Origin of the sequence: Streptomyces sp. WM6386, assembly GCF_000972385.1 — a bacterium.
In the GTDB taxonomy this organism is placed as follows: Bacteria; Actinomycetota; Actinomycetes; order Streptomycetales; family Streptomycetaceae; genus Streptomyces.
In genome coordinates, this window is record NZ_JXTE01000014.1 from 60,700 (window position 1) to 87,066 (window position 26,367).

The following is a 26,367-nucleotide window of genomic DNA, read 5'->3' on the forward strand; positions in this document are numbered from 1 at the left end:
GTTCAGAGCACCTCGATCGTGGGTCCCGACGGCAGCCGGCGGCGGCAGTCCAGGACCAGGGGAGCGTGTTCGGCGACGAGTTCGTAGTCGAAGCCGTCATGGTCGGTGAGCAGGACCACCACATCGGCGGCCGACAGCTCCTGCGGAGTGGGCTCGACCCGCACCAGGCGGGTGTCCACCGGCAGACTCTCGACCACATGCGGGTCCGCCGCCCTGACCTGGGCCCCCATGTCGAGCAGCAGTTGGGAGATGCGCAGGGCGGGCGACTCCCGGGCGTCGCCGGTGTTCTTCTTGTACGCCAGGCCGAGCAGCAGGATGCGCGAGCCGTTCACCGAACGGCGTCTGGTGTTGAACAGGTCGCCGATGCGGCGCGCCACGTACTCGGGCATGTGGTTGTTGATGTCGTTGGCCAGCTCCACGAACCGGAAGCTCTGGCCGAGTTCGCGCTGCACCCGCCAGGACAGGTACGAGGGGTCGATCGGCAGGCAGTGACCGCCGACTCCCGGTCCGGGCGTGAACTTCATGAAGCCGAACGGCTTGCTGGAGGCGGCCTCGATGGCCTGCCAGACGTCGATGTCCAGGTGGTGGGCGAACATCGCGATCTCGTTGACCAGCGCGATGTTCACATGACGGAAGGTGTTCTCCAGGAGCTTGGCGAGTTCGGCCTCCTTGGGCGAGCTCACCGGCACGGTGGTGTCGACGAGTTCGGCGTAGAAGTCCTCAACGGCCTTGAGGGAGGCGGCGTCGACGCCGGAGACGACCTTCGGGGTCTCCTGGAAGCCCCAGACCGCGTTGCCGGGGTCGATGCGCTCCGGGCTGTAGCCGAGGTGGAAGTCGGCGCCCGCGGCCAGGCCCGAACCGTCCTCCAGGAGCGGGCCGAACAGCTCCTGGGTGGTGCCGGGATAGGTGGTCGACTCCAGGACGACGGTGGCCCCGGGGCGCAGATAGCGGGCGAGGGTGACCGCCGACTCCTTGATGTACCGCAGGTCGGGAGTGCCCTCGTGCAGCGGGGTCGGGACGGTCACGACGGCGACGTCGAACCCGCCGCAGTCGCGGGCCGATTCGCTCGGCCGGTAGGTGCCGTTGTCCAGCGCCGCACGGATCCGCTCGGAGGAGACGTCCTCGACGAAGGACTCACCGGCGGCCAGGCTCTTGATCCGCCGGGCGTCGACGTCGTAGCCGATCACCTCGTGTCCGACCTCGGCGGCGCGAATGGCCAGCGGCAGGCCGACGTATCCCTGTCCCACCACGACGACACGCATCAGTGACTCCTGTTCGCGGAAGCGGCCTGCGGGGAGAGCCGGATGAACTCGCGCGCCGTCATGAGGACGAAGGCGGCGTTGGTGGTGAGATAGCGCCGGCCCAGGCGGCGCGGCTCCTGGAGCGTGCGGTAGAGCCACTCAAGGCCCATCCGCTGCCAGGCGGCGGGGGCTCGCTTGGTGATCCCGGCCAGGATGTCGAAGGAGCCGCCGACCCCGTGCACGACCCGGGTGCCGGTGCGCGCGCCGTGGGCGGCGGTGAAGATCTCCTTCTTCGGCGAGGTCATGCCAAGGAAGAGCATCTGGGCGCCGCTGTGCGCGATGGTCTCCGCGATGGCTTCCTGCTGGGAGTCGTCGAAGTAGCCGTTGCGGCTGCCGGCGACCTTCAGACCGGGGAAGCGGTCGGCCACCCGGCGCAGCATCTCCTCCAGCACCTCCTGCCTGGCGCCGAGGAAGTACACCGAGATGCCCGCCGACTCCGCCTCGGCGAGCAGCCGCAGGAACAGGTCGATCCCGGCCACCCGCTCCGGCAGCGGGGCGCGCAGCACCCGGCCGGCCCAGACCACGGCCTGTCCGTCGGCGACGACGAGATCGCACCCGGACACGGCCTCGGCGAGCCTGGGGTCGCGCCGCATGTTCACCAGCTTCGCGGCGTTGACCACCCCGATCTCCAGCCGGCGGCCGTCCCGGACCGCGCCGAGGCAGCGCTCCACGGTCTCGTCCATGGTCAGCGGGTCCAGCTCGACCCCGAACAGGGTCCGGCGCTCGCTCATATCCGGCCCCCCTGCCAGGCGTGGAGCATCCAGCCGAACTCGTACGGGCGGCACTCGCGGTCCACGGACAGGGGGCGGTACACCCGGTCCAGGGACTTCAGCCGCAGGCCCGGCGTGAGGCGGGTGCCGAGGCCCCGGGCGGCGCGTACGGCCTTCTTCGGGTCGCCCCGGTAGACCTTGCGCCAGGTGGCGCCGAGCTCGTCGAGGATCAACGGTTCGTGGCCGGCGCCCAGTTCGGGTACGTCCGACATCCAGCGCAGACCCTTGCGGATCGACGCGCCGAAGTCGCTGCCGCCGGCGTCGGTGAGGTCGAACAGGGCGGTCGGTGCCATCGCGTGCTGGTGGACGCTGTAGACCGGGTAGCCCTCCACGACAGCGCCGGTGCGCGCGTCGTAGTGCCACCACCACTGCCCGCCGTCGCCCTGCAGCTCGCAGATGCGCCGCGCGCACGCCTCGGACGCGGCCAGGGCCTCCGGGTCGCCGCCCTGGTCGTCACTGGCGTGGGCGCGGGCCAGGGCCTGCAACGGGTATGTCTGGTCGGCGAAGCAGGCGACATGTGCCCGGTACCAGGGCACCAGGCCGGGGCCGGTGGCGTGCGGGAACAGCGGGCTGTCACCGATGCGGGCCCGCAGCAGACGGTCGCGGGCCGCGGTGAAACGTCTCTCCACGTCGACCGTGTCGCGAGCCGCCGCGAGCGCGGACAGCACCCACGCCGCCTCGACCGTGTACTGGGGCCGGCCCTCCTCGTCCAGGGCCTCGACCCGTTCGAGGGCGTCGGACAGTTTGGGGTGCCCGGTCTCGGCGGCGGCCCAGGCGATGAGCGCCGCGTCACCGAGGTTGGTCACCGCGGGCAGCGACTCGATCAGCAGACCCGTGAACTCCTGGGCGGTACGCCCCGCGAGCACCGCGCGCTGGCGGTCCTCGGGGAGGAACTCGACTCCCAGCGCGGTGATGGCCGCGTACCGGGTGCTGGTCCCGCGCCGGTCCAGGGTCCAGGAACCGTCGGAGGCTTTGCGCCCGGACATGGTGAAGGAGAAGGCTTCACCACCCGGGAGCAGCATCTCCGGGAGCCCCAACTCGGCTACCGACAGCAGTCGTTGGGCGAGCGAGAGCAGCGGCGGTTCCTCATGACCGAGTGCCGCCAGACGTGTGTTGGTCATCTTTTGGGCACACCAACCCCCCTGTGGGTCCGGTTTTGCGCAGACTGGGATCGCCGCTGGCACGGATGGCCATACGGCGGAAGAAGGCGGACGTCAGGCGCCGGAGTGGTCGTCGCTCCTGGCAGCAGGCATAGGTGTCCCCACCCCGTAACCCCCCTGGGCACTACTGGTTCGTGTGCCCATTGTGCTCGGTCTGCACAGATCGCACACACGTTATGCCTGTAGATGTTCGATGATTTGCGTTTTTAGGGAAACGACGGAAACGGGAGTCACGAGCGTTCGACGAGCTCGCCGTCCTTCTCGTCGTACAGCTCGCCCGTCTCGGGACACTCCCACACGCCCAACTCGCCGTCCCGCGCGGCCAGTCGTACGCCGGCCCGGCCCACCCAGCCGATCCGGCGCGCCGGAACGCCGGCCACGAGCGCGAAGTCGGGCACGTCCCGGGTCACCACGGCACCCGCCGCGACGAGCGCCCAGCGACCGATGTGCACCGGCGCCACACACACCGAACGGGCCCCGATCGACGCCCCCTCGGCCACCACCACCGCCACGGCCTCCCAGTCGCCGCCGCGCTTCAGTCGGCCCTGCGGGTCCACCGAGCGCGGGAAATGGTCGTTGGTGAAGACCGCCGCGGGGCCGACGAACACCCCGTCGGCGAGCACCGCGGGTTCGTAGACCAGCGCGTAGTTCTGGAGCTTGACGTTGTCCCCGATCCGCACACCCGGGCCGACATACGCCCCCCGGCCCACGATGCATCCGCTGCCGAGGCGGGCGTCCTCCCGAACCTGGGCCAGGTCCCAGACCGTCGTCCCGTCACCGATCGTGGCCGTCTCGTCGACCTGGGCGGTCGGCTGGATCCTGGAGCTCATCGGGATGGGCCTCTCTTCTCGAACAGAGCTGGAAGCGCCGCCCCACCAGGGCAAGCGCAGGAGGAAGGGCTCCTCACGACGGGATCAGGACCTCGACCGGTGCGAGCTGCTCGGCCGACGCAGGTGTGATGGGGCGCGAACGGATACCTGAGCCACCGGACAACAGGAGTGCCTTCACGAGATCACCATACTTACGCCATACGCGCCGAAGAAAGGATTCCGCGCAGGTCGGCCGGTTCCGTGCATCCCGGGCGCCCCACGCTTCCCGACGAGGTCATCCTCGAGACTGACCCACCGTTGGTACCGCGGTACCAGTGGCGGCACGAAGTGACATCCGCGGGCCCAGAGACGGGGACGAGAGCGCCCCTAGCGTGAGCGAGGAGAGACGTCACGGGCCCGCCGTGGCGGTGCGACGCGAAAGACGACTCCCGATGATCGAAGTACGCGACCTGACCAAGCGGTACGGGGACAAGACGGCCGTCGACGGACTGAGCTTCACCGTCAAGCCCGGCGAGGTCACCGGATTCCTCGGCCCCAACGGCGCCGGAAAATCCACGACCATGCGCATGGTCATCGGCCTGGACGCGCCGACCACCGGCACGGCCACCGTCAACGGCCGCCGCTACGCGCAGCACTCCGCACCGCTCCAGGAGATCGGCGCCCTGCTGGAGGCCAAGTCGGTCCACCCGGGCCGCTCCGCCGTCGGCCACCTCATGGCCCTGGCCCACACCCACGGCATCCCGCGCCGCCGGGTCGACGAGGTCATCGAGCTGGCCGGGCTGACCAGCGTGGCCGGCAAGCGCGTCGGTGCCTTCTCCCTCGGCATGGGCCAACGGCTCGGCATCGCCGCCGCCCTGCTCGGCGATCCGGCCGTCGTCATGCTCGACGAACCCGTCAACGGCCTCGACCCGGAAGGCGTGTTGTGGGTCCGCAACCTGCTGCGCTCCCTGGCCGACGAGGGCCGGGCCGTGATGCTCTCCTCGCACCTGATGAGCGAGACCGCGCTGATCGCCGACCACCTGGTGATCATCGGCCGGGGTCGACTGCTCGCGGACACCACGGTCGACGACTTCACACGGGAGGCCGGGGGCGGCGGAGTGAAGGTCGTCACCGCCGAACCGGTGAAGCTGCGAGCGCTGCTGGCCGGGCCGGACGTCCTCATCTCCTGCGGCGCCACGGAGGAACTGCTGATCGCCGGACGCGACGCCCGCGAGATCGGCCTCATCGCCGCGCAGCACCGTGTGCCGCTGTACGAACTCACCCCCCAGTCCGTCTCCTTGGAGGAGGCGTTCATGGAGCTCACCCGTGACGAGGTCGAGTACCAGAGCGCCCCGGCCGAGACCGCCCGGAAGGCCGGCTGATGACCGCCCCGACCCTCTCCGTCGTACGCCCCGCCTACAAGGTCACCGGCCGGCGTGTCCTGCGCGCCGAGTGGGCCAAGTTCTGGTCGCTGCGCTCCAGTTGGATCACCCTGGGCGTCGCCCTGCTCCTGCTCGTCGCCATCGGCGCGATCGCCTCCGCCACCTACAGCCCCGACGCGGTCGCCGGCGACGGTCCCCCCGGACCGGGCGGTGGCGGTGCCGGCGACGCCGTCAGCCTGGCCCTGACCGGACTGACCTTCGCCTCGCTGGCGATCGGAGTGCTCGGCGTGCTGGTCTCCGCGGGCGAGTACAGCACCGGCATGATCCGCTCCACCCTGGCCGCGGTGCCCAGGCGACTGCCGGTGCTGTGGTCGAAGAGCGCCGTCTTCGGGGCCGTCGCCCTCGTCATCACGACCGTGGCCGCACTGGGCGCCTTCGCGCTGGGCAGTCCGGGCCTGGACGGCGAGAAGATCGCACTGTCCCTCGGCGACGACGGTGTGCTGCGCAGCCTCGTGGGCGCCGGTCTCTACCTTGGCCTGGTGGCCGTGTGGGGCGTGGCGCTGGGCGCGCTGGTGAGGTCCACCGCCGGAGGCATCGCGATCCTGGTCGGCGTACTGCTCATCCTGGGCGGCCTGGCCACTCTGCTGCCCGACTCCTGGGAGGACACCGTCACGCCGTACCTGCCGGGCAACGCCGGCAGCGCCGTCTACGCCCTGCACGAGGCCTCGGACTCCCTCAGTCCGGGGGCGGGGCTGGCGGTCTTCGTCGGGTGGGTGGTGCTGACGCTCGCCGGTGCGGCGTACCGGCTGGCGCGGACCGACGTCTGATCGAGGCAGAGCCGACAATGGGACGTATGAGAGCCCGGCAGGCGGACCAGGGCCCGAAGGCGGTGGTATCACCGTCCTCCGGGCTCGACGCCGCATGGGCGCACCCGGTGCTGGGCCGGCTGCTGCGCGGGCAGCGGCGCCAGCAGGGCCTGGACCGACGTCATCCCTGGCTGTTCGACACGGTCGTGGTCCTGGCCGTGGCCGCCGTCAGCCTGCCCGACGTTTTCACCGGCGGCGACGAAGGCCCGTTCGGCGGAGCCCGGCAGGGCTCCGACGTGCCGACCTGGGCGATGGCAGTCGGCGCGATCGCGCTCGTCCTGCCGCTGTGGTGGCGGCGCAGGGCGCCCGCGGCCGCCTTCTTCACGATCTCGCTGATCTCACTGGTCCAGTGGTCGCTGGGCATCTGGCAGCAGGCCGGCTTCGCTCTGCTGGTCGCCCTCTACAGCCTGGCGTTGCGCGGCTCGCTGCGCACGCTCGCCTGGGCGGCCGGACTGATCGTCCTGGAGACGACCCTGGCCGTCTGCGTCCTGGTGCCGGTGGACCGGCCGCTGGTCGGCCTGTTCTTCCTGCTGGGCACCACGACGGCCGCGGTGACTCTGGGCCTGACCTTCCGCACCCGCCGGCTGTACATGGCGGCGCTGGAGGACCGGGCCGAGCGGCTGGAGATCGAGCGCGAGCAGCGCGAGCGCCTCATGGCCGCCACCGAACGCTCGCGCGTGGCCCGCGAGATGCACGACATCGTCGGCCACAACCTCTCCGTCATGGTCGGCCTCGCCGACGGCGCCGCCACCCTCGCCGCACACGGCGGCCAGGAACCCGTAGAGGCCCTGCGCCTCATCGGCGACACCGGACGGCAGGCCATGGGCGAACTCCGGCGCACCCTCGGCGTTCTGCGGGACCAGCCGGAGGACGCCTCGCTCAGCCCGCTGCCCGGCATCAAAGACCTGGACGCGCTGCTCACGCGTGTCCGCGCGGCGGGACTGAAGGTGACGTACCGGACGGGCGGCGATCCGGCCGCGCTCGGCGACGGCGTCCAGCTGACCGTGTACCGCATCGTCCAGGAAGCCCTCACCAACACGCTCAAGCACGCCGGCGCGGGAGCCGCGGCGGAGGTGACCGTCGCCGTGGAGAACGGCGGAGTCCATGTCCGGGTGACCGACAGCGGGCCACGGCACAAAGAAGAGCCGCGGCCGGCGACCGAGCCCGGACACGGCGTCGTCGGCATCCGGCAGCGGGCCGCGATGTACGGCGGGGTCGTCACCATCGGGCCGCGCGACGGCACCGGTGGCTGGGTCGTGGACGTCCTGCTCGACGCCCCGGCCAGGCCCGAACCCGGGGAGCGTGTCTCATGACCACCGTCCTCATCGCCGACGACCAGCCCCTGCAGCGCCTCGGCTTCCGCATGCTGCTGACCGGCACCCCCGGCATGACCCCCCTCGGCGAGGCCGGACACGGCGCCGAGGCGGTGCGCATGGCCGCCGAACTGCGCCCCGACGTCGTCCTGATGGACGTCCGCATGCCCGGCATGGACGGCATCGAGGCCACCCGCCGCATCGTCGCCGCCGGCGGCCGCACCCGCGTCCTCATCGTCACCACCTTCGACCTCGACGAGTACGCCTACGCGGGCCTGCGCGCCGGAGCCAGCGGCTTCCTGCTCAAGGACGCCCGCCCCGAGGAACTCATCGCCGGCATCCAGGCCGTCGCGACGGGCGACGCGGTCGTCGCCCCCAGACTGACCAGACGTCTGCTGGACACCTACGTCCATCAGGTCGCCCCGCCGCCCACCGCCGCCCCGGACCCGCGCGTCGCCGCGCTCAGCGGACGCGAGCACGAGGTGCTGGTCGCCATCGGCCGGGGCTGGACCAACGCGGAGATCGCGGAGCGGCTGATGCTCACCGAGTCCACGGTGAAGAAGCACGTCAGCCGGGTGCTCGCCAAGGTCGGGGCGCGCGACCGCATCCAGGCGGTGATCGTGGCGTACGACGCGGGCCTGGTCACACCACGGTCCTGAACGCCCCGCGCCGACGTCGGCCATGTGCGTGTAGGGGAGCGTGTTCACGGCCGTGTTGTGTCCCGGCGCCGCAGTCACAGCTCCCACCCGATGTCGGAGCCGACCGGGAATCACTGGCCACGCTCGTGGTCAACGGCCTGCCGGCGACCGGTGCGACGGGCCGGTCCTGAGCGATGCCCGAAGGGGCGGTCCAGCGAGACCGCCCCTGACATGGAAGTACCTCTCGCGGCCGGCGCCTAGGGCGCCAAGGCCGTCCCGCGCGCCCCCCAGCGGCGTACGCGCCGCTTGCCCGCCACGCGGCAGACGACGTAGATCGTGAACGACACGGTGGTGACATAGGGGCTGATCGGGATGGAGCTGCCGAGCGCGAGCAGGATGCCGCCCTCGATCGAGAGGACCGCGAACAGCACACTGAGCGCGGGGAGCAGTACCGGCGACGCCGTGACACGGGCGGCGGCCGCGGCCGGCGTGACGACGAGGCTCAGGACCAGCAGGGCGCCGACGACCTGCACCGACAGTGCCACCGCGAGCCCCAGCACGAGCATGAACGCGAACGACAGCGAGCGCACCGGCACCCCGCGTGCCTCGGCGACGTCCGGGTCGGCACTGGCGAAGGACAGTGGCCGCCACATGACCGCCAGCGCGACCACGACCAGCGCCGAAGTGCCCAGCAGCCAGGCCATCTGCGGGGTGTCGACCGCGACGATCTGCCCGGTCAGCAGACCGAACTTATTGGCCGCCCGCCCTTTGTAGAGAGCGAGGAAGAGCACGCCCAACCCGAGCCCGAACGGCATGATGATGCCGATCACCGAGTTGCGGTCCCGCGCCCGCGCTCCCAGGACCCCGATCGTGCCGGCCGCGAGCAGCGATCCGACGATCGAGCCCACCACGATGTTCGCGTCCAGCAGCAGCGCCGCCGACGCCCCCGCGAAGGACAACTCGCTGATGCCGTGCACCGCGAACGGCAGATCACGCATCATGACGAAGACCCCGGCGAGACCGCCGACCAGTCCGAGGGCGGCTCCGGCGAAGAGCGAGTTGCGGACGAGCGCGAGGAGTTCGCCGTAGTTGTCGAAGCTGAAGATCTGCTGCCAGACGCCGTCGGCGACCGTCATGAGCGCACCTCCTCGATCTCGGGAGCGTGATGGGGCGGCGCGGCCGTCTCGTCGGGGGCGCCGACGACCACGACCCGCCCCTGGACGCGGACGACGTCGACCCGCGTGCCGTACAGCTCCGACAGCGACGCGGAGGTCAGGACCTCCTCCGGCGCACCGACCCGGTGACCGGCCCGGGCCAGGTACAGCACCCGGTCCACCAGGCCGAGCACCGGATTGATCTCGTGGGTCACGAAGACCACGGCCGTGCCGTGCGAACGGCGGCGGGCGTCGACCAGTTCGGTGACGGCCCGCTGGTGATGCAGGTCGAGCGAGAGCAGCGGTTCGTCGCACAACAGGATCCGCGGATCGGTCGCCAACGCCTGCCCGATGCGCACGCGTTGGCGCTCTCCGCCGGACAGCACGCCGAGCGGGACGTCCGCGTACGCCGACGCCCCGACCGACTCGAGGATCTCGTCCACCCTGCGGCGGACGGCGGTGGTGCGCAGCCGTGGTCCGAAGCGGTGCCCGTCGATGCCGAAGCGCACGAGGTCGCGGGCGCGCAGCATGGCCTGCGCCGACAACTCCGCCTGCTGGGGCACGTATCCGAGCTGTCGTGCCGCCTCGCGGGGAGTACGGCCCAGGACGGTCAGCGTCCCTGCGGACAGGGGCTGCCTGCCCAGCAGGGCCTTGACGAAGCTGGTCTTGCCGGCCCCGTTCGGACCGAGCACGGCCACGAACTCGCCGGGGCGTACGTCGAGTTCGAGGTCGCTCCAGACGACCCGCTCGCCGTACGACAGGGCGGCCCCGCGCAGGCTGATGACCGCACCGGTTCCGCCCTGTGCCGGGATCCGGCCCGGGCCCCTCACTTGTCCAGCGCGCCCGCGAGCGCGTCGACGTTGGAGGTCATCCAGCCGAGGTAGTCCTTGCCGCTGGGCAGGGTCTCGGTCACGGGGACGACGGGGATGCCGGCCGCCTTGGCCGCGGCCTCGGCCTTCTCGGTCTGCGGGCCGGAGGTCTGCGCGTTGTAGACGAGCGCCTCGACCTTCTTGCCGGAGAACAGCGCCAGCGCGGCCTGAAGGATCTTGGGGGAGACGTCGCTGCCCTCCTCGATGGCCTCGCTGAACTCCGGGGGCGTGGCGTTCTCCAGCCCGCTCGCCTCGATCATGTACAGCGGCACGGGTTCGGTGATGGCCACGGCATCACCGCTGTGCTCCTTCTTGATCTGCGCCTCCTTCGCCTCCAGCGGCTGGAGCTTCGCCTTGAAGGCCTCGGCGTTCTTGGTGAACGTGGCCGCGTCGTCGGGGTCGGCCTTGCCGAGGGCGACGGCGATGCTGTCGGCGATCTTGGAGACGGTGGGGAAGTCGTACCAGACGTGCTCGTTGAGCTCGCCGCCCTTCGGCGCGGTCTTGCCGGAGATCTTGACGGCGTTGAGGACCTCGGCGGAGGAGTTGCCGCTCTTCAGCATCCGGTCCACGAAGTCGTCGTAGCCGCCGCCGTTCTCGACGACGACCTTCGCCTTCGACAGGGCCAGCTGGTTCTGGGTGTTGGCCTCGTAGGAGTGCGGGTCCTGGTCCGGGTCGCTGATGATCGAGGTGACATCGACCTTCGTGCCGCCTATCTGCCCGACGATGTCGCCGTAGACGTTCGTCGAGGTCACGACCGGTATCGCGGAGGCGGCGGCCGGGCTCTGTGAGGCGCTCCCGCCGTTGTCGGAGTCCGACGAGCTGCCACAGCCTGCCAGGACGACCAGCGAGGTGCCGGTGATCAGGGCGGCCAGGCGCCGGGACGGGAACGTGGACATGGATCCTCCGCGAGGGGGTGGAGCAAGGGGACGCACGCCACGCTAGATGAAAATGAATGTCAGAAGTATGACCGAATCCGTTCCATGTGAAAACCATTGCCAATACTTGACGTGGCTGCTGGCCGAAACCTGACGCGGGCTTTGCCGCTGTCTGGTTGTACCTGCAAAGAGTTCGCAGAAACCTGGGTGGCGCGGCTGAAGAACGGCCGTTCGCCGACAAGTGAGGCCCGCGCCGCCATGACCACCGCTCACCGCATCCGCACCTCGATGACCCGGAAGGAGTGGGCGAGTCTCGGCGGGATGGCCGCGTTCGTCCTGGCACTGCATGTCATCGGTTGGTTCACGCTGGTGGTGATCGTCACGCCGGAGCACTACAGCCTGGGGGAGAAGAGCTTCGGGATCGGCATCGGTGTCACCGCCTACACCCTCGGCATGCGGCACGCCTTCGACGCCGACCACATCGCCGCGATCGACAACACCACCCGGAAGCTGATGAGCGAGGGGAAGCGGCCGCTGTCGGTGGGCTTCTGGTTCTCCCTCGGCCACTCCAGCATCGTCTTCGCGCTCGCCTTCCTGCTCTCGCTCGGGGTGAAGGCGCTGGCCGGACCGGTCGTGGACGACGGCTCCGCTCTGCACAGCGTCACCGGCTGGATCGGCACCACCGTCTCCGGGACCTTCCTGTACCTCATCGCGATCATCAACATGGTGATCATGGCCGGAATCTGGAAGGTCTTCCGGCAGATGCGCACCGGCCACTTCGACGAGGCCGCCCTGGAGGAGCAGCTCAACAACCGGGGCTTCATGAACCGCCTGTTGGGCCGTCTGATGAAGTCGATCACCGAGCCGTGGCAGATGTACCCGCTGGGCCTTCTCTTCGGCCTCGGCTTCGACACGGCGACCGAGATCGCGCTGCTCGTGCTGGCCGGCTCGGGCGCCGCGTCCGGGCTGCCCTGGTACGCGATCCTGTGTCTGCCGGTCCTGTTCGCGGCCGGCATGTCCCTGCTGGACACCATCGACGGCTCGTTCATGAACTTCGCCTACGGCTGGGCGTTCTCCAAGCCGGTCCGCAAGGTCTACTACAACCTCACCATCACCGGACTGTCCGTCGCCGTCGCGCTCCTCATCGGCACGGTCGAACTGCTCGGCCTCATCGCCGAACAGGCCGACCTGCACGGCCCGTTCTGGGACTGGGTCTCCGGCCTCGACCTCAACATCATCGGCTACGTCGTCGTAGCACTGTTCTTCGCCACGTGGGCGGTGGCCTGGCTGGTGTGGAAGGTCGGCCGGATCGAGGAGAAGTGGACAGCGGGCCTGGCCCGTCCCGCCGCGCTCTCGCCGGGCGAGGAGGGCTGACCGGGGAGACTCATGTCCGCCGGCGTGGGTGGGCGGCCTTCGTGCGCGGGCCGTCCGGGGCGAAGCCGATGCCGCGGTGCCGCGCGTCGGGGGCGATCTCGGTTGCGGCGCGGGTGCGTTCGCAGGAGGCCGTCAGGTGGGCGGTGTCCGGGTAGCGGTCGGCGGTCACGTCATCGGTGGCGGGGCGGGCGGCCTCCGTGTACAGGCCGTCCGGGACGAACCCGATGCCGCGGTCCACGCGCCGGAGGCGGCGTGTGTGCGTTCGCAGGCGGGCGTCAGGCGCGCGGTGTCCGGGTAGCGGCCAGCGGTCACGTCACCGGTGGCGGGGGCGGTGGGCCGCAGCTCGGTCGCAGAGCGGCCCAGGCGAGCTGATGCTGAACAGACGGCGACCGTGTCGGTTCCCATGCTCCGGGCACGCGAGGGCCTCGCGTACGTGTGGAACCGCGGGCCGTCCTCGGCAACATGCTCGGCATGGAGGCCGGCTTCGTCGTCGACGGGGTCGTCCTGGCGCATGTCGGCCCGACCGAGGTCCAGTTGGTCCCGCCGGCCAGGGCTCACGAGGACGCGCTCAGCGAGGGCGGGCCCGCCGCACCCCGGGGGGTCAGTCCTTCTTGCCGCGTCCGGTCAGGGTGTCGCGCAGCCGGTCGACCATCCCGACGCCCGGTGCCAGCAGTTTGTTGGCCGGAGGTGCGCTCGGGGTGGACGGGTGCGGGCGGGTGGGGGCGACCTTCTTGGCCTGGCGGACCTTGTCGCCCAGGGCGTCGAGGGCGTCGGGGGGACAGGACGCGCGGAGCCTGGGAAAGAGGTTCTGTTCCTCGTCGGCCACATGCGAGCGGATCTCGGTCATCAGCGTCGTCATGAGCCGGTCGAATTCGGGATCCTCGGCGTCGCAGCCCTCCAGGTCCTTCATGAGCCGCTCGGCCCGGGCATGGTCCTCGAGCTCCTGGTCGGCCAGGGCGTCCCCGCCCGCCACGTGCTCGCGCACGGCCGGATAGAGATAGGCCTCCTCGGCCACGGAGTGCCGCACCAGTTCCATCGTGACCTGGTCGGCGTACACCTTGCGGTCCTTGTCACCGGGCGCGAGACCGTCGATCCGGCCGAACAGCTCCTCGACCTCCCGATGATCGGTCATCAGCTCGTCGATGACGTTCCCACCATGGCCCATGTCCTCCACCTCCCTGAACACAGCGGCCCGGACGGCCGCCCGCGGTCCCGAGTGCCCCGTCGGAGGCAGGCCCACACGACGGTGCGGGCAAGCCGGACACAGCGGGGTACTCGCCGGAACAGCCCGCTGGTACGTGGAGGTGACACGGTGACCGAAGCCCGTGACCGCATCAAGGACATCTGGGGAGCGCGCACTCCCTATGACCCCGGCACCCCCTGGCCCTCCCGCGCCGACGCGCACCTGGCCCCCGGTCTCGCCGAGGACGACGTGGAGAGGTGGGTGCCGTCCGCCTCGCTGCTGCACTCCAACGGTGACGCCATGGACATCGCCGTGCGCGACGGACGGATCGTGGGCGTGCGGGGCCGGACCACGGACCGTGTCAACCGTGGCCGCCTGGGCCCCAAGGATCTCTACGGATGGCAGGCCAACGGCTCCCCGGACCGGCTGACCCGTCCGCTCGTACGCCGGGCCGGGCGCCTGGTGGAGTGCGACTGGGACACGGCGATGGACCAGGTCGCGGGCCGCTCACGCGAACTGCTGGAGCAGCGCGGACCAGGGGCCATCGGCTTCTACACCACCGGTCAGCTCTTCCTCGAGGAGTACTACACGCTGGCCGTACTCGCCCGTGCCGGCATCGGCACCAACCATCTGGACGGGAACACCCGCCTGTGCACGGCCACGGCCGCCGAGGCGCTGAAGGAGACCTTCGGCTGCGACGGGCAGCCCGGTTCGTACGAGGACATCGACCACGCCGACGTGATCGCGCTGTTCGGACACAACATGGCCGAGACCCAGACCGTGCTGTGGATGCGCGTGCTGGACCGGCTCGCCGGGGCCCGACCGCCCCGTCTGGTCTGCGTGGACCCCCGGTACACCCCGGTGGCCCAGCAGGCCGAGGTGCATCTCGCCCCACGGCCCGGCACGAACGTCGCCCTGCTCGACGCGCTTCTGCACGAGATCATCCGCAGGGACCTGATCGACCAGGAGTACATCGAGGCACACACGGTCGGCTTCGACGACCTGGCGGCCACGGTCGGGCCCTGCACTCCGCGGTGGGCGGCCGGAGTCTGCGACGTGACGGCGGCCGAGATCGAACGCGCGGCGGAACTCCTCGGCACCGCCGAACGGCTGACCTCCACGGTCCTTCAGGGCGTCTACCAGTCCCACCAGGCCACGGCCGCCGCCGTCCAGATCAACAACCTGCACCTGATCCGCGGCATGCTGGGCCGCCACGGCTGCGGGCTGCTGCAGATGAACGGCCAGCCCAGCGCGCAGAACACCCGGGAGTGCGGCGCCGACGGTGATCTGCCGGGGTTCCGGAACTGGCAGAACGACGACCATGTCGCCGACCTGGCGCGGGTGTGGAACGTACGCCCTCAGGACATCCCGCACCACGCGCCGCCGACACACGCGATGCAGATCTTCCGCTACGCCGAGCAGGGCTCGATCCGCATGCTCTGGATCACCGGCACCAACCCGGCGGTCTCCCTGCCCGAGCTGTCCCGCATCCGTTCGATCCTCGGCCAGGAGCGGCTGTTCGTGGTGGTGCAGGACCTGTTCCTCACCGAGACGGCACAACTGGCCGACGTGGTGCTGCCCGCGGCCACCTGGGGTGAGAAGACGGGCGTCCTCACCAACGCCGACCGCACCGTGCACCTGTCGGAGAAGGCCGTGGAACCACCGGGCGAAGCGCGAGCCGACCTGGACATCCTTCTCGACTACGCCGCCCGCATGGACTTCCGCGACAAGGACGGCGGTCCCCTGATCGGCTGGCACGACCCGGAGTCGGCGTTCGCGGCCTGGCAGCGGTGCAGCGCCGGACGCCCCTGCGACTACACCGGACTCAGCCACGACCGGTTGCGGCGGGCGGACAGCGGCATCCAGTGGCCCTGCACCGAGGAGACGCCCGACGGCACGGCGCGCCTGTACACCGACGGCATCACCTTCGCCGACCCCGGCACCTGCGAGAGCTACGGCAAGGACCTCGTCACCGGGGCGTCCGCCGAGGTCGTCGAGTACCGGTCGCTCAACCCGGACGGCAAGGCGGTCCTGAGGGCGGCGGAGTATCTGCCGCCCCACGAGGACACCTCCCCGGAGTACCCGGTGCAGCTGGTCACCGGCCGGACCGTCCACCACTTCCACACCCGCACGAAGACCGGCCGCGCTCCCGAGCTGAACGCCGCCGCCCCCGACGTATGGGCGGAGATGTCACCCGCCGAGGCCGCCCGCCAGGGTCTGTCCGACGGCGATCTGGTCCGGGTCGGCACCCCGCGCGGTGCGGTGCGCGCCCGGCTGCGGACCACCGCCATGCGGGACGGCGTGGTGTTCGTGCCGTTCCACTACGGCTACTGGGACACACCCGAGGGCCACCGGCCCCCGGACGGGAGCGCCGGCCGTGCCGCCAACGAGGGCACCATCACCGACTGGGACCCGGTCTCCAAGCAACCCCTGTTCAAGACGTGTGCGGCCCGTGTCACCCTCGTCGCCCGCCGCGCCACACCGTCGGTCCGGGAGCGGACCGACGCCGACGCCGGGAGCCGCACATGAGCGGCATCGCCCACATCCTCCGCGCCCTGCACGACGGCGAACGCGCGCTGGAGCGAGACCTGCTGGCAACCGCCGAACGTCACCGCACCGACCACGAGGTCCACCATGTGGCGGGCGACCTCGCCCAGTGGTCCCGCCACCACAGCGCCCGGCTCGCCGACACCGGCCGCCACTACGGCCTCGACCTCGACGGTCCGAAGGACGACCCGTCACCCGGCGCCCTTTCCGCCCTGCGGGAGAAGGCCGCCGAAGCCCTCGGCCGACGCCCCGAAGCCGGCCTGCTGCTCCTGCACGACCTGTGCGACCTGCACCTGGCCGCGAGCCGCAACTCCCTGCACTGGGAGATGCTCGCCCAGGCCGCGAAGGCCACCCGCGACGAGCGGCTCCTCGACCTGGCCACCGACTGCCATCCGCGGACCCTGCGGCAGATGCGCTGGACCAACACCCTCATCAAGGAACTGTCGCCACAGCTGCTGACCAGCGCATAGGAATCACCACAGGTCCGACCGCCGACGGCGCGCACATCGACGCCGGGGGTCCGGGTACTCGGTGTCCTCCGGCTCGTGTCCGACGGCCGGGCACACCCACGGCGACGGGAAGAACCATGACCGAGCCCTCTCGCGAGAGTGCCGCCTCCGCGGCCCAGCAGGCCCTGCGCACGGTCGTCGACAAGGGCGCGGACGAGGCCGCGCTGAGTACGCTGGCCGGCACCGAGGTACTGGTTCCCGCGCTGATCAACGGGGAGGGGCCGGGACCGAAGGCCCTGAGTCTGCCCGTGTACGAACAGGAGGACGGGACCGAACTGGTCCCCGTCTTCACCACGCTCGCCCGCATGGAGCGGGCCCTGCCGCAGATCCGACGGCACCGCAGCGTGGTGCTCGGCGCCCTCGCCCACGACTGGCCCTCGGAGAGCCTGACGCTCGTCATCGACGCCGGTACTCCCGAGCAACTCGCCCTCACGGCCCAGGGTGTGAAGACCTTCCTGGACCGCGACGACGGCTGACCGGCAGACGCCCCGGCCGCGCCAGGGAACCCGGGCGCGGCCGGGGCGTCGCCAGGGTCCCCATTGCCCCTGCACAGTCCGTCAGGAGTGTTCGTCAGGTCGTCGTTCCGTCTCGTGCGGGAGCCGGCGGGGTCGGATGTCCCGCTTCTCCAGGGGCCGTACGGCGGGCCCCTGCACGATGTCTCCGTCGGGGGTGAAACGGGACCCGTGGCACGGGCACTCCCAGGCGCGTTCCGCCGGGTTGAAGGCGACCAGGCAGCCCAGGTGCGTACAGCGGGCGGAGACGGCGTGGAGCTGTCCGTTCTCGTCGCGGTGGACGGCACAGCGCTGTCCGCCGACGCGGACGACGGCCCCGTCTCCCGGGGCGATGTCATCCACCGAGCCCCCCGCGGCCGACGCCAGACGGTCCCCGACGAAGTGCCGGGCGACCTTGGCCTGGTTCTTGAGGAAGGCGGGGGCCTCACTGACCACGGTGCGGACGCGCCGGGGGTCGTACAGGTCGCTCCAGGCGGACTTGCGACCGGTGATCTGCTGTGCGAGAAGACGGCCCGCCATGATGCCGCCGCTCATTCCCCAACCGCCGAAGCCGGTGGCCACGTAGGTGTGATGGGCACCCGCGTGCAGCGGGCCGACGAGCGGTACGGCATCGGTGGAGTCGTTGTCCTGCGTGGCCCATCGGTGCGTGAAGTCCAGGTCGCCGAAGTGCTCGGTGGCCCAGTCGGCGAGCCGTTCGAACCTGGCGTTCACATCGCCGGTGCCCGGCGTGAAGTGCTCGCCGGTGACGATCAGCAGCCGCTGTCCGTCCTCGTACGGGGCGGTGCGCACGGATCGGGTGCCCTGCTCGCGTGTGATGAACATGCCGTGCGGATCGAGGCCGGCGGGGATCGGCGCGGTCAGGACGAGCTCCCGGCGCGGGGACAGGCGGGTGAAGAGCAGCGCCCGGTCGAAGACGGGGTAGTGCGTGGCGACCACGACGTCGTCGGCCCGTACCGTCGCTCCTCCTTCGGTCCTCAGCGTGCAGGGACGGCCTTCGTCGAGGTCCACGACGCGGGTCCGCTCGTGGATCACCGCGCCCTGCCGGACCAGGTCCTCGGCGAGTGCCAGGAGGTACTTGCGGGGATGGAACTGCGCCTGCTCCGTCACCCGGACGGCGCCCGCGACGGAGAACGGCAGATCGGTCTCGGTCACGTACTCGGCGGGCAGCCCCGCCTCCCGCGCGGCGTCCGCCTCGGCCTTCAGCTCCTCGGTGCCGGCCGGGTCCTGGGCGTAGGTGAAGGCTGCCGTGTCCTCCCAGTCGCAGTCGATGCCGAGCTCGTCCACGATCTCGGCGGCATGCCGGACGGCCTCCGTCTGCGACCGCGCGTACAGCTTCGCGGCCTCGGGTCCCCGGGTTCGGCGCAGCCGGGCATAGACGAGCGTGTGCAGGACGCTCAGTTTGGCGGTCGTGTGCCCGGTGACCCCGGTGGCGATCCGGTCGGCCTCCAGGACGGCCACTCGGCGGCCGGCGCGGGCCAGTTCCCAGGCGGTGCTGAGGCCCGCGATGCCGCCGCCGACGACGGCGACGTCGACCGTGAGGTCGGATTCCAGCGGCGGGCCCAGGGTTCCCGGGGGTGCGGTGTCGATCCAGTACGACCGGTGATCGTCTGCGGGTGCGTTCATGGGAAGCCGAGTTCCCCGGCTGTTCTCCGTGAAGCGCTCGGGGATCCGGGTCAGGCGGCGCGTTTCGCGGGCCGGCGCGTGGAACCGTACGCACCGGCGGTCTTCGCTCCGCTTCCCCCGGGTACCCGGCGCGGACGACGAGAGTTGAGGAGGAGAGCTGATGAGCACGGTCAAGGAATCGGTGGACGTCGAGGTCCCCGTCCACACCGCCTACAACCAGTGGACGCAGTTCGAGGAGTTCCCGCAGTTCATGGAGGGCGTCGAGGAGGTGCGCCAGCTCGACGACAAGCACAACCACTGGACGACCAAGATCGGTGGGGTGCGGCGCGAGTTCGACACCGAGATCGTCGACCAGCTCCCGGACGACCGGATCACCTGGCGGGTCATCGAGGGTGACGTCCGCCAGCGCGGAACGGTCAGGTTCCAGGAGCTGGACCCGACGCACACGCGGGTGGAGCTCACGATGGACGTCGAGCCCAGTGGTGTCGCCGAGAAGAGCGCGGACATGCTGGGTGTGCTCGACCGCCGCATCAAGGGAGACATGCGGCGCTTCAAGGACTACATCGAGCACCGCGGCGGCGAGACCGGCGCCTGGCGCGGCCGTATCCGGCCCGACGAGCCCGGTTCGCCTCTCATCTGAGCCGCTCGTGAGGCCGGGAGGCACCGGGTGTCCGGCGGCGTCAGCGCCACTGTGGTGGGACGGCGGTCAACTGCCGCAGTACATCCCAGTCGTCCGGCCTCATCCCGGGCTCGGCCCAGGGGGCACCGGTGGCGACCCAGAGACCGCGCAGTTCGCGCACCTGTGAGACGGAGTCGTCGCCGAGGCCGGACTCGTTGCCGCAGCATGGGCAGATGACGTACTGCGGAACGCCGTACTCGTCGAACAGCGCGTCGGAGTCGTCGTATCCGCAGATCCGGCAGGCTGTCTCGGTGCTGTTCTCCACGGTCGCAGCCTATCGATCGCGCCCGTATCGGGGTGAGGAGGCCGGAGCGAGGGCTCCGGCCTCCGGTGGCGTCCGCTCAGACGCCGACGCGCTCCGCAGCACGGCCTGCGCCTGCTGCGGAGTGGCGCCCGGGGTATTGCTCAGTGGTGTGCAACTAAGGCGTTGTCCGCACCCGTGACCCGGCCGTTTCCGGGCAGCGCTTGACGTGTCGTACCGGCAGGCGGTGAGGTGAGGCCAGACAGATCAACTCCGGGAGTTCGCATGCCACTTGACGCCAAGCTCATCAACAGCGACGTGCCTCACTCCGCCCGGATCTGGAACTACTGGCTGGGCGGCAAGGACTGCTACGAGATCGACCGCCTCGTCGGTGACCAGATCGTCGAGGCGAACCCGCAGATTCTCGACATAGCCCGGGCCCAGCGGGCCTTCCTCGTCCGTGCGGTGGAACACCTCGTCCGCGAGGTGGGTATACGCCAGTTCCTGGACGTCGGCACGGGGCTGCCCACCGCCGACAACACCCACGAGGTCGCCCAGCGGATCGCCCCGGAGACCCGGATCGTCTACGTCGACAACGACCCCGTCGTGCTCGCCCATGCCGAGGCCCTGCTCACCAGCTCGCCCGAGGGCGTGACCGCCTATATCGATGCCGACATCCGCGACCCCGAGGGCATCCTGCGGACCGCCGCCGAGACGCTGGACTTCACCGAGCCCATCGCGCTCGTGCTGCTGGGGATCACCGCCCACATCGTCGACGACCAGGCGTACGACATCGTCGGGCGGCTGGTCGAGGCACTGCCCTCCGGAAGCCACGTCGTGCTCTGCGACGACACCGAGGTGCTCGACCCCGAGGGCATGCGCACCATGATCGAGCAGTGGAACGAGGCGGGCGACAACCCGCGGGTCAACCGGAGCCCCGAGGAGCTGGCCCGCTTCTTCGACGGCCTGGAGCTGGTCGACCCCGGGGTGGTCTCGGTCTCCCGCTGGCGCCCGGGACCGGCCGGCACCGAGGGGCCGGAGGTCGACGACTTCGGGGGCGTGGGCCGCAAGCCGTGACAGCGGCGCGCCCCTTCCGCACGGGAGGGAGTGGCTACCGCACGCCGTACCGCCCAACGGGCTCCCGGCCACCGACCCGCCGGGAGCCCGTCCGGTGCTTCCCCGTCTGCGTGTTCGGCGGTCGCGGGTAAACGGATGTCCCGCGAGGCGCCCTACGAGTCCGTGTCTCTCCAGGAAGCCCTGTGGTGGCATCCGGTGCACACCCGCTCGCGGGACGGTCGGCGGTCGTGGAGCACGGGCACGCCGCCTGGGCAGGACGAAGGCGGCGCTCCTCGCCGTGCGCCGCGTTTCTCAGCCCGAGTGAAGGATCCGGAAGCGGCCGGGTTCCGACGGATCGCGATCGACGACCTGGACCGGCGGCGAGGCCCACTGCCACACACTGATGCCCGGCGTGCGGGAGAACCCGATCCGCCCGCGGGTGCCCTCGACCGCGACGTGCGGCCAGGATACGGCGATGCGCGCCCGGTCCGTGCCGTGAGTACGCAGCAGGTCGGCGAGGACGGCGACCGTGTCGTAGCCCTCGAAGGCCACGAAGGAGGGCGCCTCGCCGAGCCGTTCGCGAAGGGCCGTCTCGACTTGCGCACCGAGCGGGGTGAGGTGCTCGGGCAGATAGCGCAGGAACGGGACCCCGGCGCCGTCCTCGCCCAGCAGCGTGGCCCATTCGGTGAGCTCCGGCTGCCCGGCCGGCGCACCGATCAGGACCTCGGCGAGACGCCGGTCGCGGCGGACGGACTCGACGATCGGGACGGCCGGCTCCGGGTGTCCGACGAGAAGAAGGAGGGCTGTGGCGCGCTGCTCGACGAGCGCGTCGCACACTGCCGCAGGAGCCAGCGCGCTCATGTCGAGTTCGGTGACGGTGCCGCCGCGCTCAGCGAGGTGGTCCCGCAGGATGCGGGTCCCGGATGCCCAGTAGACACTCGGCTGCGTCGCCATGGCGATACGGCTGTGGCCCGCGCCGAGGAGGAAGTCCGCGTAGATCCGCCAGCCGCGGGACTGCGGCGGCGAAAGGCGCGCGACCCAGTCCGTCGGCTGTTCCGTGAGCGCGTCGAGCACCGCCGACGAGCAGAGGAACGGCACTCCGAGGGCGTCGGCACGGCCGGCGGCGGCCCGCGCGACGACGCTGTGATACTCCCCGGCGAGGGCGGCCACACCCAGGCGAGCCAACTCGTCCACGGCCGCCGCGGCCTTCTCCGGATCGGCCGCGGTGTCCCGGACCACCAGTTCCAGGGGTCTGCCGGCGATCCCGCCGGTGTCGTTGACTTCGCGAGCGGCCAGTTCGAGGCCCGCGAGCACGTGCCGGCCCGCCTCGACCCAGCCAGGGCGAGTGAGCGGAACGAGGACGCCGATCCGGACGGACGATCCGTCTCGCCGGGGTGGGTGCGCAGAGGTGATCATGCCGGACATTGCATCCAGCACCCCTGCGGAGAGGCAAGCGGTTTTGGGGTCGTTCTCGGCTCTTGGGATGTGACGGCGGCCCGGCTATAGTCAACAATGTTAGTAGGTGTCTATTTGGCTAAGTGAGGCGGTCGGCGATGACGGAGAACGGACCTCTGCGGTACGTCGCCCTCGGTGACAGCCAGACCGAAGGGTGCGGCGACGGCGACGACGTACGAGGACTGCGCGGATGGGCCGACCGGCTCGCCGAGCACCTCGCCCGGGACACACCGGAGCTCCTCTACGCCAACCTCGCCGTGCGTGGCCGTCTCGCCGGGCAGGTGCGGGACGAACAGCTCGCGCCTGCCCTCGCGTTGGAGCCCGGCCTCGCCACGGTCGTCGCCGGGGTCAACGACCTGCTGCGGCCCCGTTTCGACGCCGACGAGGTGGCCGGTCACCTGGAGGCGATGTTCGCCGCACTCACCGCGCAGGGCGCCCGGGTGGCGACGGTGACCTTCCCGGACATCGCCCGGATCACCCCGCTGGCCCGCCCGATCGCCCCCAGGATCATCGCCCTCAACGACCGCATCCGACAGGCCGCCGCCCGGCACGGGGTCGTGGTCGCCGAGACCTCCCACCACCCGGTCGTGACCGACCCGCGCCTGTGGAGCCCCGACCGGCTGCACGCCGGCCCGCTCGGCCACGCCCGGATCGCCGCCGCCGTGGCCCAGGCCCTCGACCTGCCGGGCAGCGACGACGCTTGGACCCGCCCGCTGCCCGCCGACCCACGGGCGGCCTCCGGCCTGCGGGCGGTCGGCGGGGAGTTGCGCTGGGCCGGCTCCTTCCTCGGCCCCTGGCTCGTACGGCGGGTCCGGCGCCGGTCGTCCGGCGACGGCCGGCATGCCAAGCGACCCGAGCTGCTCGCGATGCCCCGGCCTGCTGCCATGCACCCCATTGACTAATCAATTAGGTTGGTCCCATGGCTCTGCGCAACGCGGTGATGGCCGCCCTCCTGGAGGGCGAGGCCTCCGGATACGACCTCGCCAAGGGCTTCGAGGCCTCCGTCGCCAACTTCTGGATGGCCACCCCGCAGCAGCTCTACCGCGAGCTGGAGCGCATGGAGACCGAAGGCCTCGTCCGCGCCCGCGTGGTCCAGCAGGAACGCCGCCCCAACAAGCGACTGTTCTCCCTCACCGAGGCCGGTCTGGAGATCCTGCGTGCGTACATCGCCGACGTGCCCGCGAAGCCGACCGCCATCCGCGACGAGCTGATGGTCAAGGTCCAGTGCGTCGACATCGGTGACGCCGACGCCGTACGGACCGCGATCGTCGAGCGCGTGGAGCGGTCCACCGCCAAGCTGGCCCGGTACGAGCGGATGCGGGAGCGCATGCTGGCCGGCCGCACCGAGGACGAGTACTTCGCCGAGGCCGACCGCATCGGGCCCTATCTCACGCTGCTCGGCGGCATGGCCTTCGAACGGTCGAACCTCAAGTGGGGCGAGACCGCCCTGAAGAGGCTCGACCAGCGCGGCGCACGCCCCTGAGAGCGGCGCGCTCAGGTTCGGTCGCGTGTCTCCTCGTCGAAGAGGTCGACGCCGAGATCGGCCAGCCATTCGTCGGGGCGCGGGAGGCGGAGCACGGCTCGCATCCGGTACGACGGGACGGCGGCGACGGATGGACGGTCACCTGCCCGCTGCTCGGCCGGACTCAACAGGTTCTCCCGCCACGACCGCCCGACCCGCAGGGTGCCGCCGCCGAGACGGGCGCCGACAACGCCCTCATCCGTGCACGACCCGCCCGGCGATGAACGTGGCGCGCACCTGCCCCGCGTCGGGCGCGCGCAGGGCCTCGCTCAGCGGCCGGTCCAGAAGCACGAGATCGGCGGGCTGCCCCGGTGCGACGCGCCGCGGCGGGCCGCCCGGATCGAGAAGCGGGGACAGCAGGCCGCTCAGGACCGTGGCGGCCGGGACGCGCTCACCAGGGCCGAGCACCCGCCCGGAGGCAGTGAGCCGCTCCGCCGCCGCACGCAGACAGGCCCAGGGGTCGGGATCCCCGTACGGCGCGTCGCTGCTCGCCGCCACCCGTACGCCCGCCCGCAGCAGACCGGCGTACGGCCACAGGTCCGGCCGGTCCTCGGGCTCGACGCGGTCCCAGTAGTCGTCACCGCGCCGGGCCACCAGCGTCGGTTGGGTGACCACCGTGATCCCGCGCACCGCCAACTCCTTGGCCAGGGCCGCGTCGGCGACGGCACAGTGCTCCACGCGGTCGCCCCGCAGGACGCCGGCCCCGTCCACCGCGGCCAGGGTCAGGGCGAGGGCCACGCGGGTCACACAGTGCACGGCGACCGGGCGGCCGGCGGCGTGGGCCCGCCGTATGCGCTCGGTGAGGTCGCCGATGTCGGGGAGCGCGTGATCGGCTACCACCAGCTTCACCGGGCCGGCACTCAGCCGGGGATGATCCGCGGGGCCGCGGCCGGCGGCCATCAGCATGACGTGCTGGGGGAGTTCGTCCCGCCGTACCGCGTCCGCCACGGCCTCGGCCGCCCCCTCGTCCGGGGTCGCGTCCGCGAGATGGGTGACCCCGAGGGCGGCCAGCCGCGCGCCCACCGCCCGCAGGGACGGCGGACGAGCGCCGAGCCGCTCGCGCAGCCAGGCATCGGCGCGCCACAGCAGCCCGCGCTCGACACCGGTGACCCCGAGCCGCTCCAGCCCCGCCGAGTTGACCACCCACAGCGCACCGGAACGATGCTGCACCCGCACCGGCAGCACCCGGTTCCACCCGTCGAGGACATCCCGGTCGAGCTCACCGTGGACGACCTCGTCGTACCCCACCGCCCGCACCCACCCGTCCTCGCCCGGTACGGCCCGCGCGATCGACCCGGCCAGAGCGTCGCGGGAGACACCGGACACGTCGAGCGACGACTCCCGCGCCGCCATGGCCGCCAGGTGCAGATGGTGGTCGGCCAGCCCCGGAAGCAGAGCGCCCCCCTCACCTCGTACGACCAATTCGTCGTCCCGCGACGGAAGCCCAGGGCCGATCTCCGCCACGACATCCCCACGGACCCGGCAGTCGACCGGGCTGCCCTGCCAAGACCGCACCGACACGCCCCGCAGCAGCACATCACCGGTCATGGTCGTCGACCTCGTCCACCAGCCCCCACCGCAAGGCGGTCCCGGCGTCCAGCCGGGCGCCGCTCAGCATCAGCCACGCCGCCCGCCACCGCCCGATCCGCCGCGGCACACTCACTGTGCCGCCCGCGCCGGGCACCAGCCCCATCCGGACCTCCGGCAGCTGGAAGAAGGCGCCCGGCGAGGCCACCACGCGCCCGGCGAACGCGGCCATCTCGATGCCGGCGCCGACGGCCGCGCCCCGTACGCGTACCGTGACCCGGTCCCTCAGGCGGTCGATGAGCCGCCACGGTGCCCGGTCGAGCCGTACCAGATACGCGGCCACGAGATCGCGGGCGGTGCCGAACTCGGCCAGGTCGCCTCCGCTGCAGAACACCGGTCCCGCACCGGCGAGTTCCACCTCCTCGACCGAGTCGTCGAGGGCGGCGACCTCCAGGGCGTCGTAGAGCTCCTCACGCATCCGGAAGGCGAACGCGTTGCGCCGCGCGGGGCGGTCCAGCAGGATCGACAGCCTGCCGCCGTCCCGCGACAGCCGGACGCACTCCCCGTCGGCGAGTACCGCCCGCGGGCCACGTTCGGCGAGCCAGGCTGCGAACTCGTTTCCGCCCAAGAGCATGGAATAGGCCGCCGCCTCCGCGGCCAGCCCGTCGAGGGTGGTGAGCGAGGGGGTCTGCCGCAGCAGTCGGCCCAGCGTCACGGTGGCCTGCGGGTGGCGGTCGCCGACCTCGGCCAGCGCGGCGAACGCCTTCCACGGGTCGGCCACAGGCACCAACTCATGGCCGGGACTGTCCACTTGGGGGCCGGCGAGCGTCAGCGTCAGTGCCTGGACCAGCGGCCTCAACCGCTCCGGCGGCCGCCGTGTCGCGATCCCGATGGTGAGCGGGAGGGAGTCGGCCACCCGGGCGGCGGCCTCCGCGACGCGCGTCGGATCGGCGGTGTGCCAGTCGTCGAGGTCCACCTGTTCCATGCCGTGAGCGTAGACGG

At 71.4% G+C, this 26,367-nt stretch carries 27 protein-coding genes; 12 read left to right on the forward strand and 15 right to left on the reverse strand.

All coding sequences use genetic code 11. The features are described from left to right. Positions 1-2 precede the first annotated feature (2 nt). The 4 genes from TN53_RS11425 to TN53_RS11440 form a co-directional block, all read right to left on the reverse strand. Entirely contained in the window at positions 3-1,262 is a 1,260-nt protein-coding gene (locus tag TN53_RS11425) for a nucleotide sugar dehydrogenase (protein WP_046258382.1), read from the reverse strand. Continuing rightward, a complete protein-coding gene (locus TN53_RS11430; RefSeq protein WP_046258383.1) occupies positions 1,262-2,032 on the reverse strand; it encodes a WecB/TagA/CpsF family glycosyltransferase in 771 nt (256 codons plus the stop codon). Before TN53_RS11430 ends, TN53_RS11425 begins: the two co-directional genes overlap by 1 nt. Beyond that, positions 2,029-3,192, reverse strand: coding sequence for a hypothetical protein (locus TN53_RS11435; protein ID WP_046258384.1), 1,164 nt, complete (start codon positions 3,190-3,192; stop codon positions 2,029-2,031). Before TN53_RS11435 ends, TN53_RS11430 begins: the two co-directional genes overlap by 4 nt. Positions 3,193-3,461: 269 nt before the next feature. Beyond that, positions 3,462-4,061, reverse strand: a complete 600-nt coding sequence (locus TN53_RS11440) for an acyltransferase (protein ID WP_046258385.1) — start codon at positions 4,059-4,061, stop codon at positions 3,462-3,464. A 431-nt stretch (positions 4,062-4,492) separates the two neighbouring features. Here TN53_RS11440 and TN53_RS11445 point away from each other — a divergent pair, with 431 nt between their 5' ends. Genes TN53_RS11445 through TN53_RS11460 form a run of 4 tightly spaced genes read left to right on the forward strand, consistent with a single transcriptional unit; the run spans position 4,493 to position 8,260 of the window. Then, positions 4,493-5,422, forward strand: a complete 930-nt coding sequence (locus tag TN53_RS11445; protein WP_046258386.1) for an ABC transporter ATP-binding protein — start codon at positions 4,493-4,495, stop codon at positions 5,420-5,422. Further along, positions 5,422-6,249 carry an ABC transporter permease gene (locus tag TN53_RS11450; RefSeq protein WP_046258387.1) on the forward strand — a complete coding sequence of 276 codons (828 nt, stop codon included), beginning with the start codon at positions 5,422-5,424 and terminating at the stop codon, positions 6,247-6,249. The genes TN53_RS11445 and TN53_RS11450 overlap by 1 nt, the downstream gene beginning before the upstream one ends. A 26-nt stretch (positions 6,250-6,275) precedes the next feature. Continuing rightward, positions 6,276-7,601 (forward strand): sensor histidine kinase, encoded by a 1,326-nt coding sequence (locus tag TN53_RS11455; protein WP_095046429.1) that lies wholly within the window; start codon positions 6,276-6,278, stop codon positions 7,599-7,601. After that, positions 7,598-8,260 carry a response regulator gene (locus TN53_RS11460; RefSeq protein WP_046258388.1) on the forward strand — a complete coding sequence of 221 codons (663 nt, stop codon included), beginning with the start codon at positions 7,598-7,600 and terminating at the stop codon, positions 8,258-8,260. The genes TN53_RS11455 and TN53_RS11460 overlap by 4 nt, the downstream gene beginning before the upstream one ends. A gap of 236 nt (positions 8,261-8,496) precedes the next feature. On the opposite strand, the gene TN53_RS11465 is transcribed toward TN53_RS11460, so the two are convergent. Genes TN53_RS11465 through TN53_RS11475 form a run of 3 tightly spaced genes read right to left on the reverse strand, consistent with a single transcriptional unit; the run spans position 8,497 to position 11,158 of the window. Beyond that, the gene (locus TN53_RS11465) at positions 8,497-9,375 is read right to left on the reverse strand and encodes a metal ABC transporter permease (protein WP_046258389.1); all 879 of its coding nucleotides are present in this window, start codon (positions 9,373-9,375) and stop codon (positions 8,497-8,499) included. Beyond that, positions 9,372-10,223, reverse strand: a complete 852-nt coding sequence (locus TN53_RS11470) for a metal ABC transporter ATP-binding protein (protein ID WP_234441561.1) — start codon at positions 10,221-10,223, stop codon at positions 9,372-9,374. Before TN53_RS11470 ends, TN53_RS11465 begins: the two co-directional genes overlap by 4 nt. Then, positions 10,220-11,158, reverse strand: a complete 939-nt coding sequence (locus TN53_RS11475) for a metal ABC transporter solute-binding protein, Zn/Mn family (RefSeq protein WP_046258390.1) — start codon at positions 11,156-11,158, stop codon at positions 10,220-10,222. Before TN53_RS11475 ends, TN53_RS11470 begins: the two co-directional genes overlap by 4 nt. A 237-nt stretch (positions 11,159-11,395) precedes the next feature. Between TN53_RS11475 and TN53_RS11480 the strand changes: the two genes are divergently transcribed. Then, positions 11,396-12,511 (forward strand): HoxN/HupN/NixA family nickel/cobalt transporter, encoded by a 1,116-nt coding sequence (locus tag TN53_RS11480; protein ID WP_046258391.1) that lies wholly within the window; start codon positions 11,396-11,398, stop codon positions 12,509-12,511. A gap of 10 nt (positions 12,512-12,521) precedes the next feature. Here TN53_RS11480 and TN53_RS11485 read toward each other — a convergent pair whose 3' ends face one another. Both TN53_RS11485 and TN53_RS11490 read right to left on the reverse strand, forming a co-directional pair. After that, positions 12,522-12,749 carry a hypothetical protein gene (locus TN53_RS11485; protein WP_046258392.1) on the reverse strand — a complete coding sequence of 76 codons (228 nt, stop codon included), beginning with the start codon at positions 12,747-12,749 and terminating at the stop codon, positions 12,522-12,524. A gap of 363 nt (positions 12,750-13,112) precedes the next feature. Continuing rightward, positions 13,113-13,676 (reverse strand): hemerythrin domain-containing protein, encoded by a 564-nt coding sequence (locus TN53_RS11490; RefSeq protein ID WP_046258393.1) that lies wholly within the window; start codon positions 13,674-13,676, stop codon positions 13,113-13,115. Positions 13,677-13,823: 147 nt separating this feature from the next. Here TN53_RS11490 and TN53_RS11495 point away from each other — a divergent pair, with 147 nt between their 5' ends. The 3 genes from TN53_RS11495 to TN53_RS11505 all read left to right on the forward strand — a co-directional run bounded on the left by TN53_RS11495 (position 13,824) and on the right by TN53_RS11505 (position 17,226). Beyond that, on the forward strand, positions 13,824-16,223 hold the full coding sequence (locus TN53_RS11495) for a molybdopterin oxidoreductase family protein (protein WP_046258394.1): 2,400 nt from the start codon (positions 13,824-13,826) through the stop codon (positions 16,221-16,223). Beyond that, positions 16,220-16,711: a hypothetical protein gene (locus tag TN53_RS11500; RefSeq protein WP_046258395.1), complete on the forward strand. Its 492-nt coding sequence runs from the start codon at positions 16,220-16,222 to the stop codon at positions 16,709-16,711. The genes TN53_RS11495 and TN53_RS11500 overlap by 4 nt, the downstream gene beginning before the upstream one ends. Positions 16,712-16,827: 116 nt before the next feature. Next, a complete protein-coding gene (locus TN53_RS11505; RefSeq protein ID WP_046258396.1) occupies positions 16,828-17,226 on the forward strand; it encodes an SseB family protein in 399 nt (132 codons plus the stop codon). Positions 17,227-17,307: 81 nt separating this feature from the next. On the opposite strand, the gene TN53_RS11510 is transcribed toward TN53_RS11505, so the two are convergent. Further along, complete coding sequence (locus TN53_RS11510; protein WP_046258397.1) at positions 17,308-18,885, reverse strand: FAD-dependent oxidoreductase; 1,578 nt, start codon at positions 18,883-18,885, stop codon at positions 17,308-17,310. 160 nt (positions 18,886-19,045) lie between these two features. On the opposite strand from TN53_RS11510, the gene TN53_RS11515 reads away from it, so the two are divergent. Continuing rightward, positions 19,046-19,525 carry an SRPBCC family protein gene (locus TN53_RS11515; protein ID WP_046258398.1) on the forward strand — a complete coding sequence of 160 codons (480 nt, stop codon included), beginning with the start codon at positions 19,046-19,048 and terminating at the stop codon, positions 19,523-19,525. Between the two features lie 40 nt (positions 19,526-19,565). On the opposite strand, the gene TN53_RS11520 is transcribed toward TN53_RS11515, so the two are convergent. After that, positions 19,566-19,829: a hypothetical protein gene (locus TN53_RS11520; protein WP_046258399.1), complete on the reverse strand. Its 264-nt coding sequence runs from the start codon at positions 19,827-19,829 to the stop codon at positions 19,566-19,568. Between the two features lie 261 nt (positions 19,830-20,090). Between TN53_RS11520 and TN53_RS11525 the strand changes: the two genes are divergently transcribed. Continuing rightward, positions 20,091-20,882, forward strand: a complete 792-nt coding sequence (locus tag TN53_RS11525; protein WP_046258400.1) for an SAM-dependent methyltransferase — start codon at positions 20,091-20,093, stop codon at positions 20,880-20,882. Between the two features lie 291 nt (positions 20,883-21,173). Here the strand turns inward: TN53_RS11525 and TN53_RS11530 are convergent, their stop codons facing one another. Next, positions 21,174-22,286, reverse strand: coding sequence for an ABC transporter substrate-binding protein (locus TN53_RS11530; RefSeq protein ID WP_046258401.1), 1,113 nt, complete (start codon positions 22,284-22,286; stop codon positions 21,174-21,176). A 128-nt stretch (positions 22,287-22,414) separates the two neighbouring features. Here TN53_RS11530 and TN53_RS11535 point away from each other — a divergent pair, with 128 nt between their 5' ends. Further along, positions 22,415-23,218 carry an SGNH/GDSL hydrolase family protein gene (locus TN53_RS11535; protein WP_046258402.1) on the forward strand — a complete coding sequence of 268 codons (804 nt, stop codon included), beginning with the start codon at positions 22,415-22,417 and terminating at the stop codon, positions 23,216-23,218. Between the two features lie 17 nt (positions 23,219-23,235). Beyond that, entirely contained in the window at positions 23,236-23,799 is a 564-nt protein-coding gene (locus TN53_RS11540; protein ID WP_046258403.1) for a PadR family transcriptional regulator, read from the forward strand. Between the two features lie 11 nt (positions 23,800-23,810). Here TN53_RS11540 and TN53_RS47225 read toward each other — a convergent pair whose 3' ends face one another. From TN53_RS47225 to TN53_RS11550, 3 genes are all read right to left on the reverse strand, one after another. Further along, positions 23,811-23,966 (reverse strand): hypothetical protein, encoded by a 156-nt coding sequence (locus TN53_RS47225; protein WP_159038114.1) that lies wholly within the window; start codon positions 23,964-23,966, stop codon positions 23,811-23,813. 67 nt (positions 23,967-24,033) lie between these two features. After that, positions 24,034-25,386 carry an amidohydrolase family protein gene (locus tag TN53_RS11545; protein WP_046258404.1) on the reverse strand — a complete coding sequence of 451 codons (1,353 nt, stop codon included), beginning with the start codon at positions 25,384-25,386 and terminating at the stop codon, positions 24,034-24,036. Further along, entirely contained in the window at positions 25,376-26,350 is a 975-nt protein-coding gene (locus TN53_RS11550; protein WP_095046430.1) for an enoyl-CoA hydratase/isomerase family protein, read from the reverse strand. Before TN53_RS11550 ends, TN53_RS11545 begins: the two co-directional genes overlap by 11 nt. Positions 26,351-26,367 lie beyond the last annotated feature (17 nt).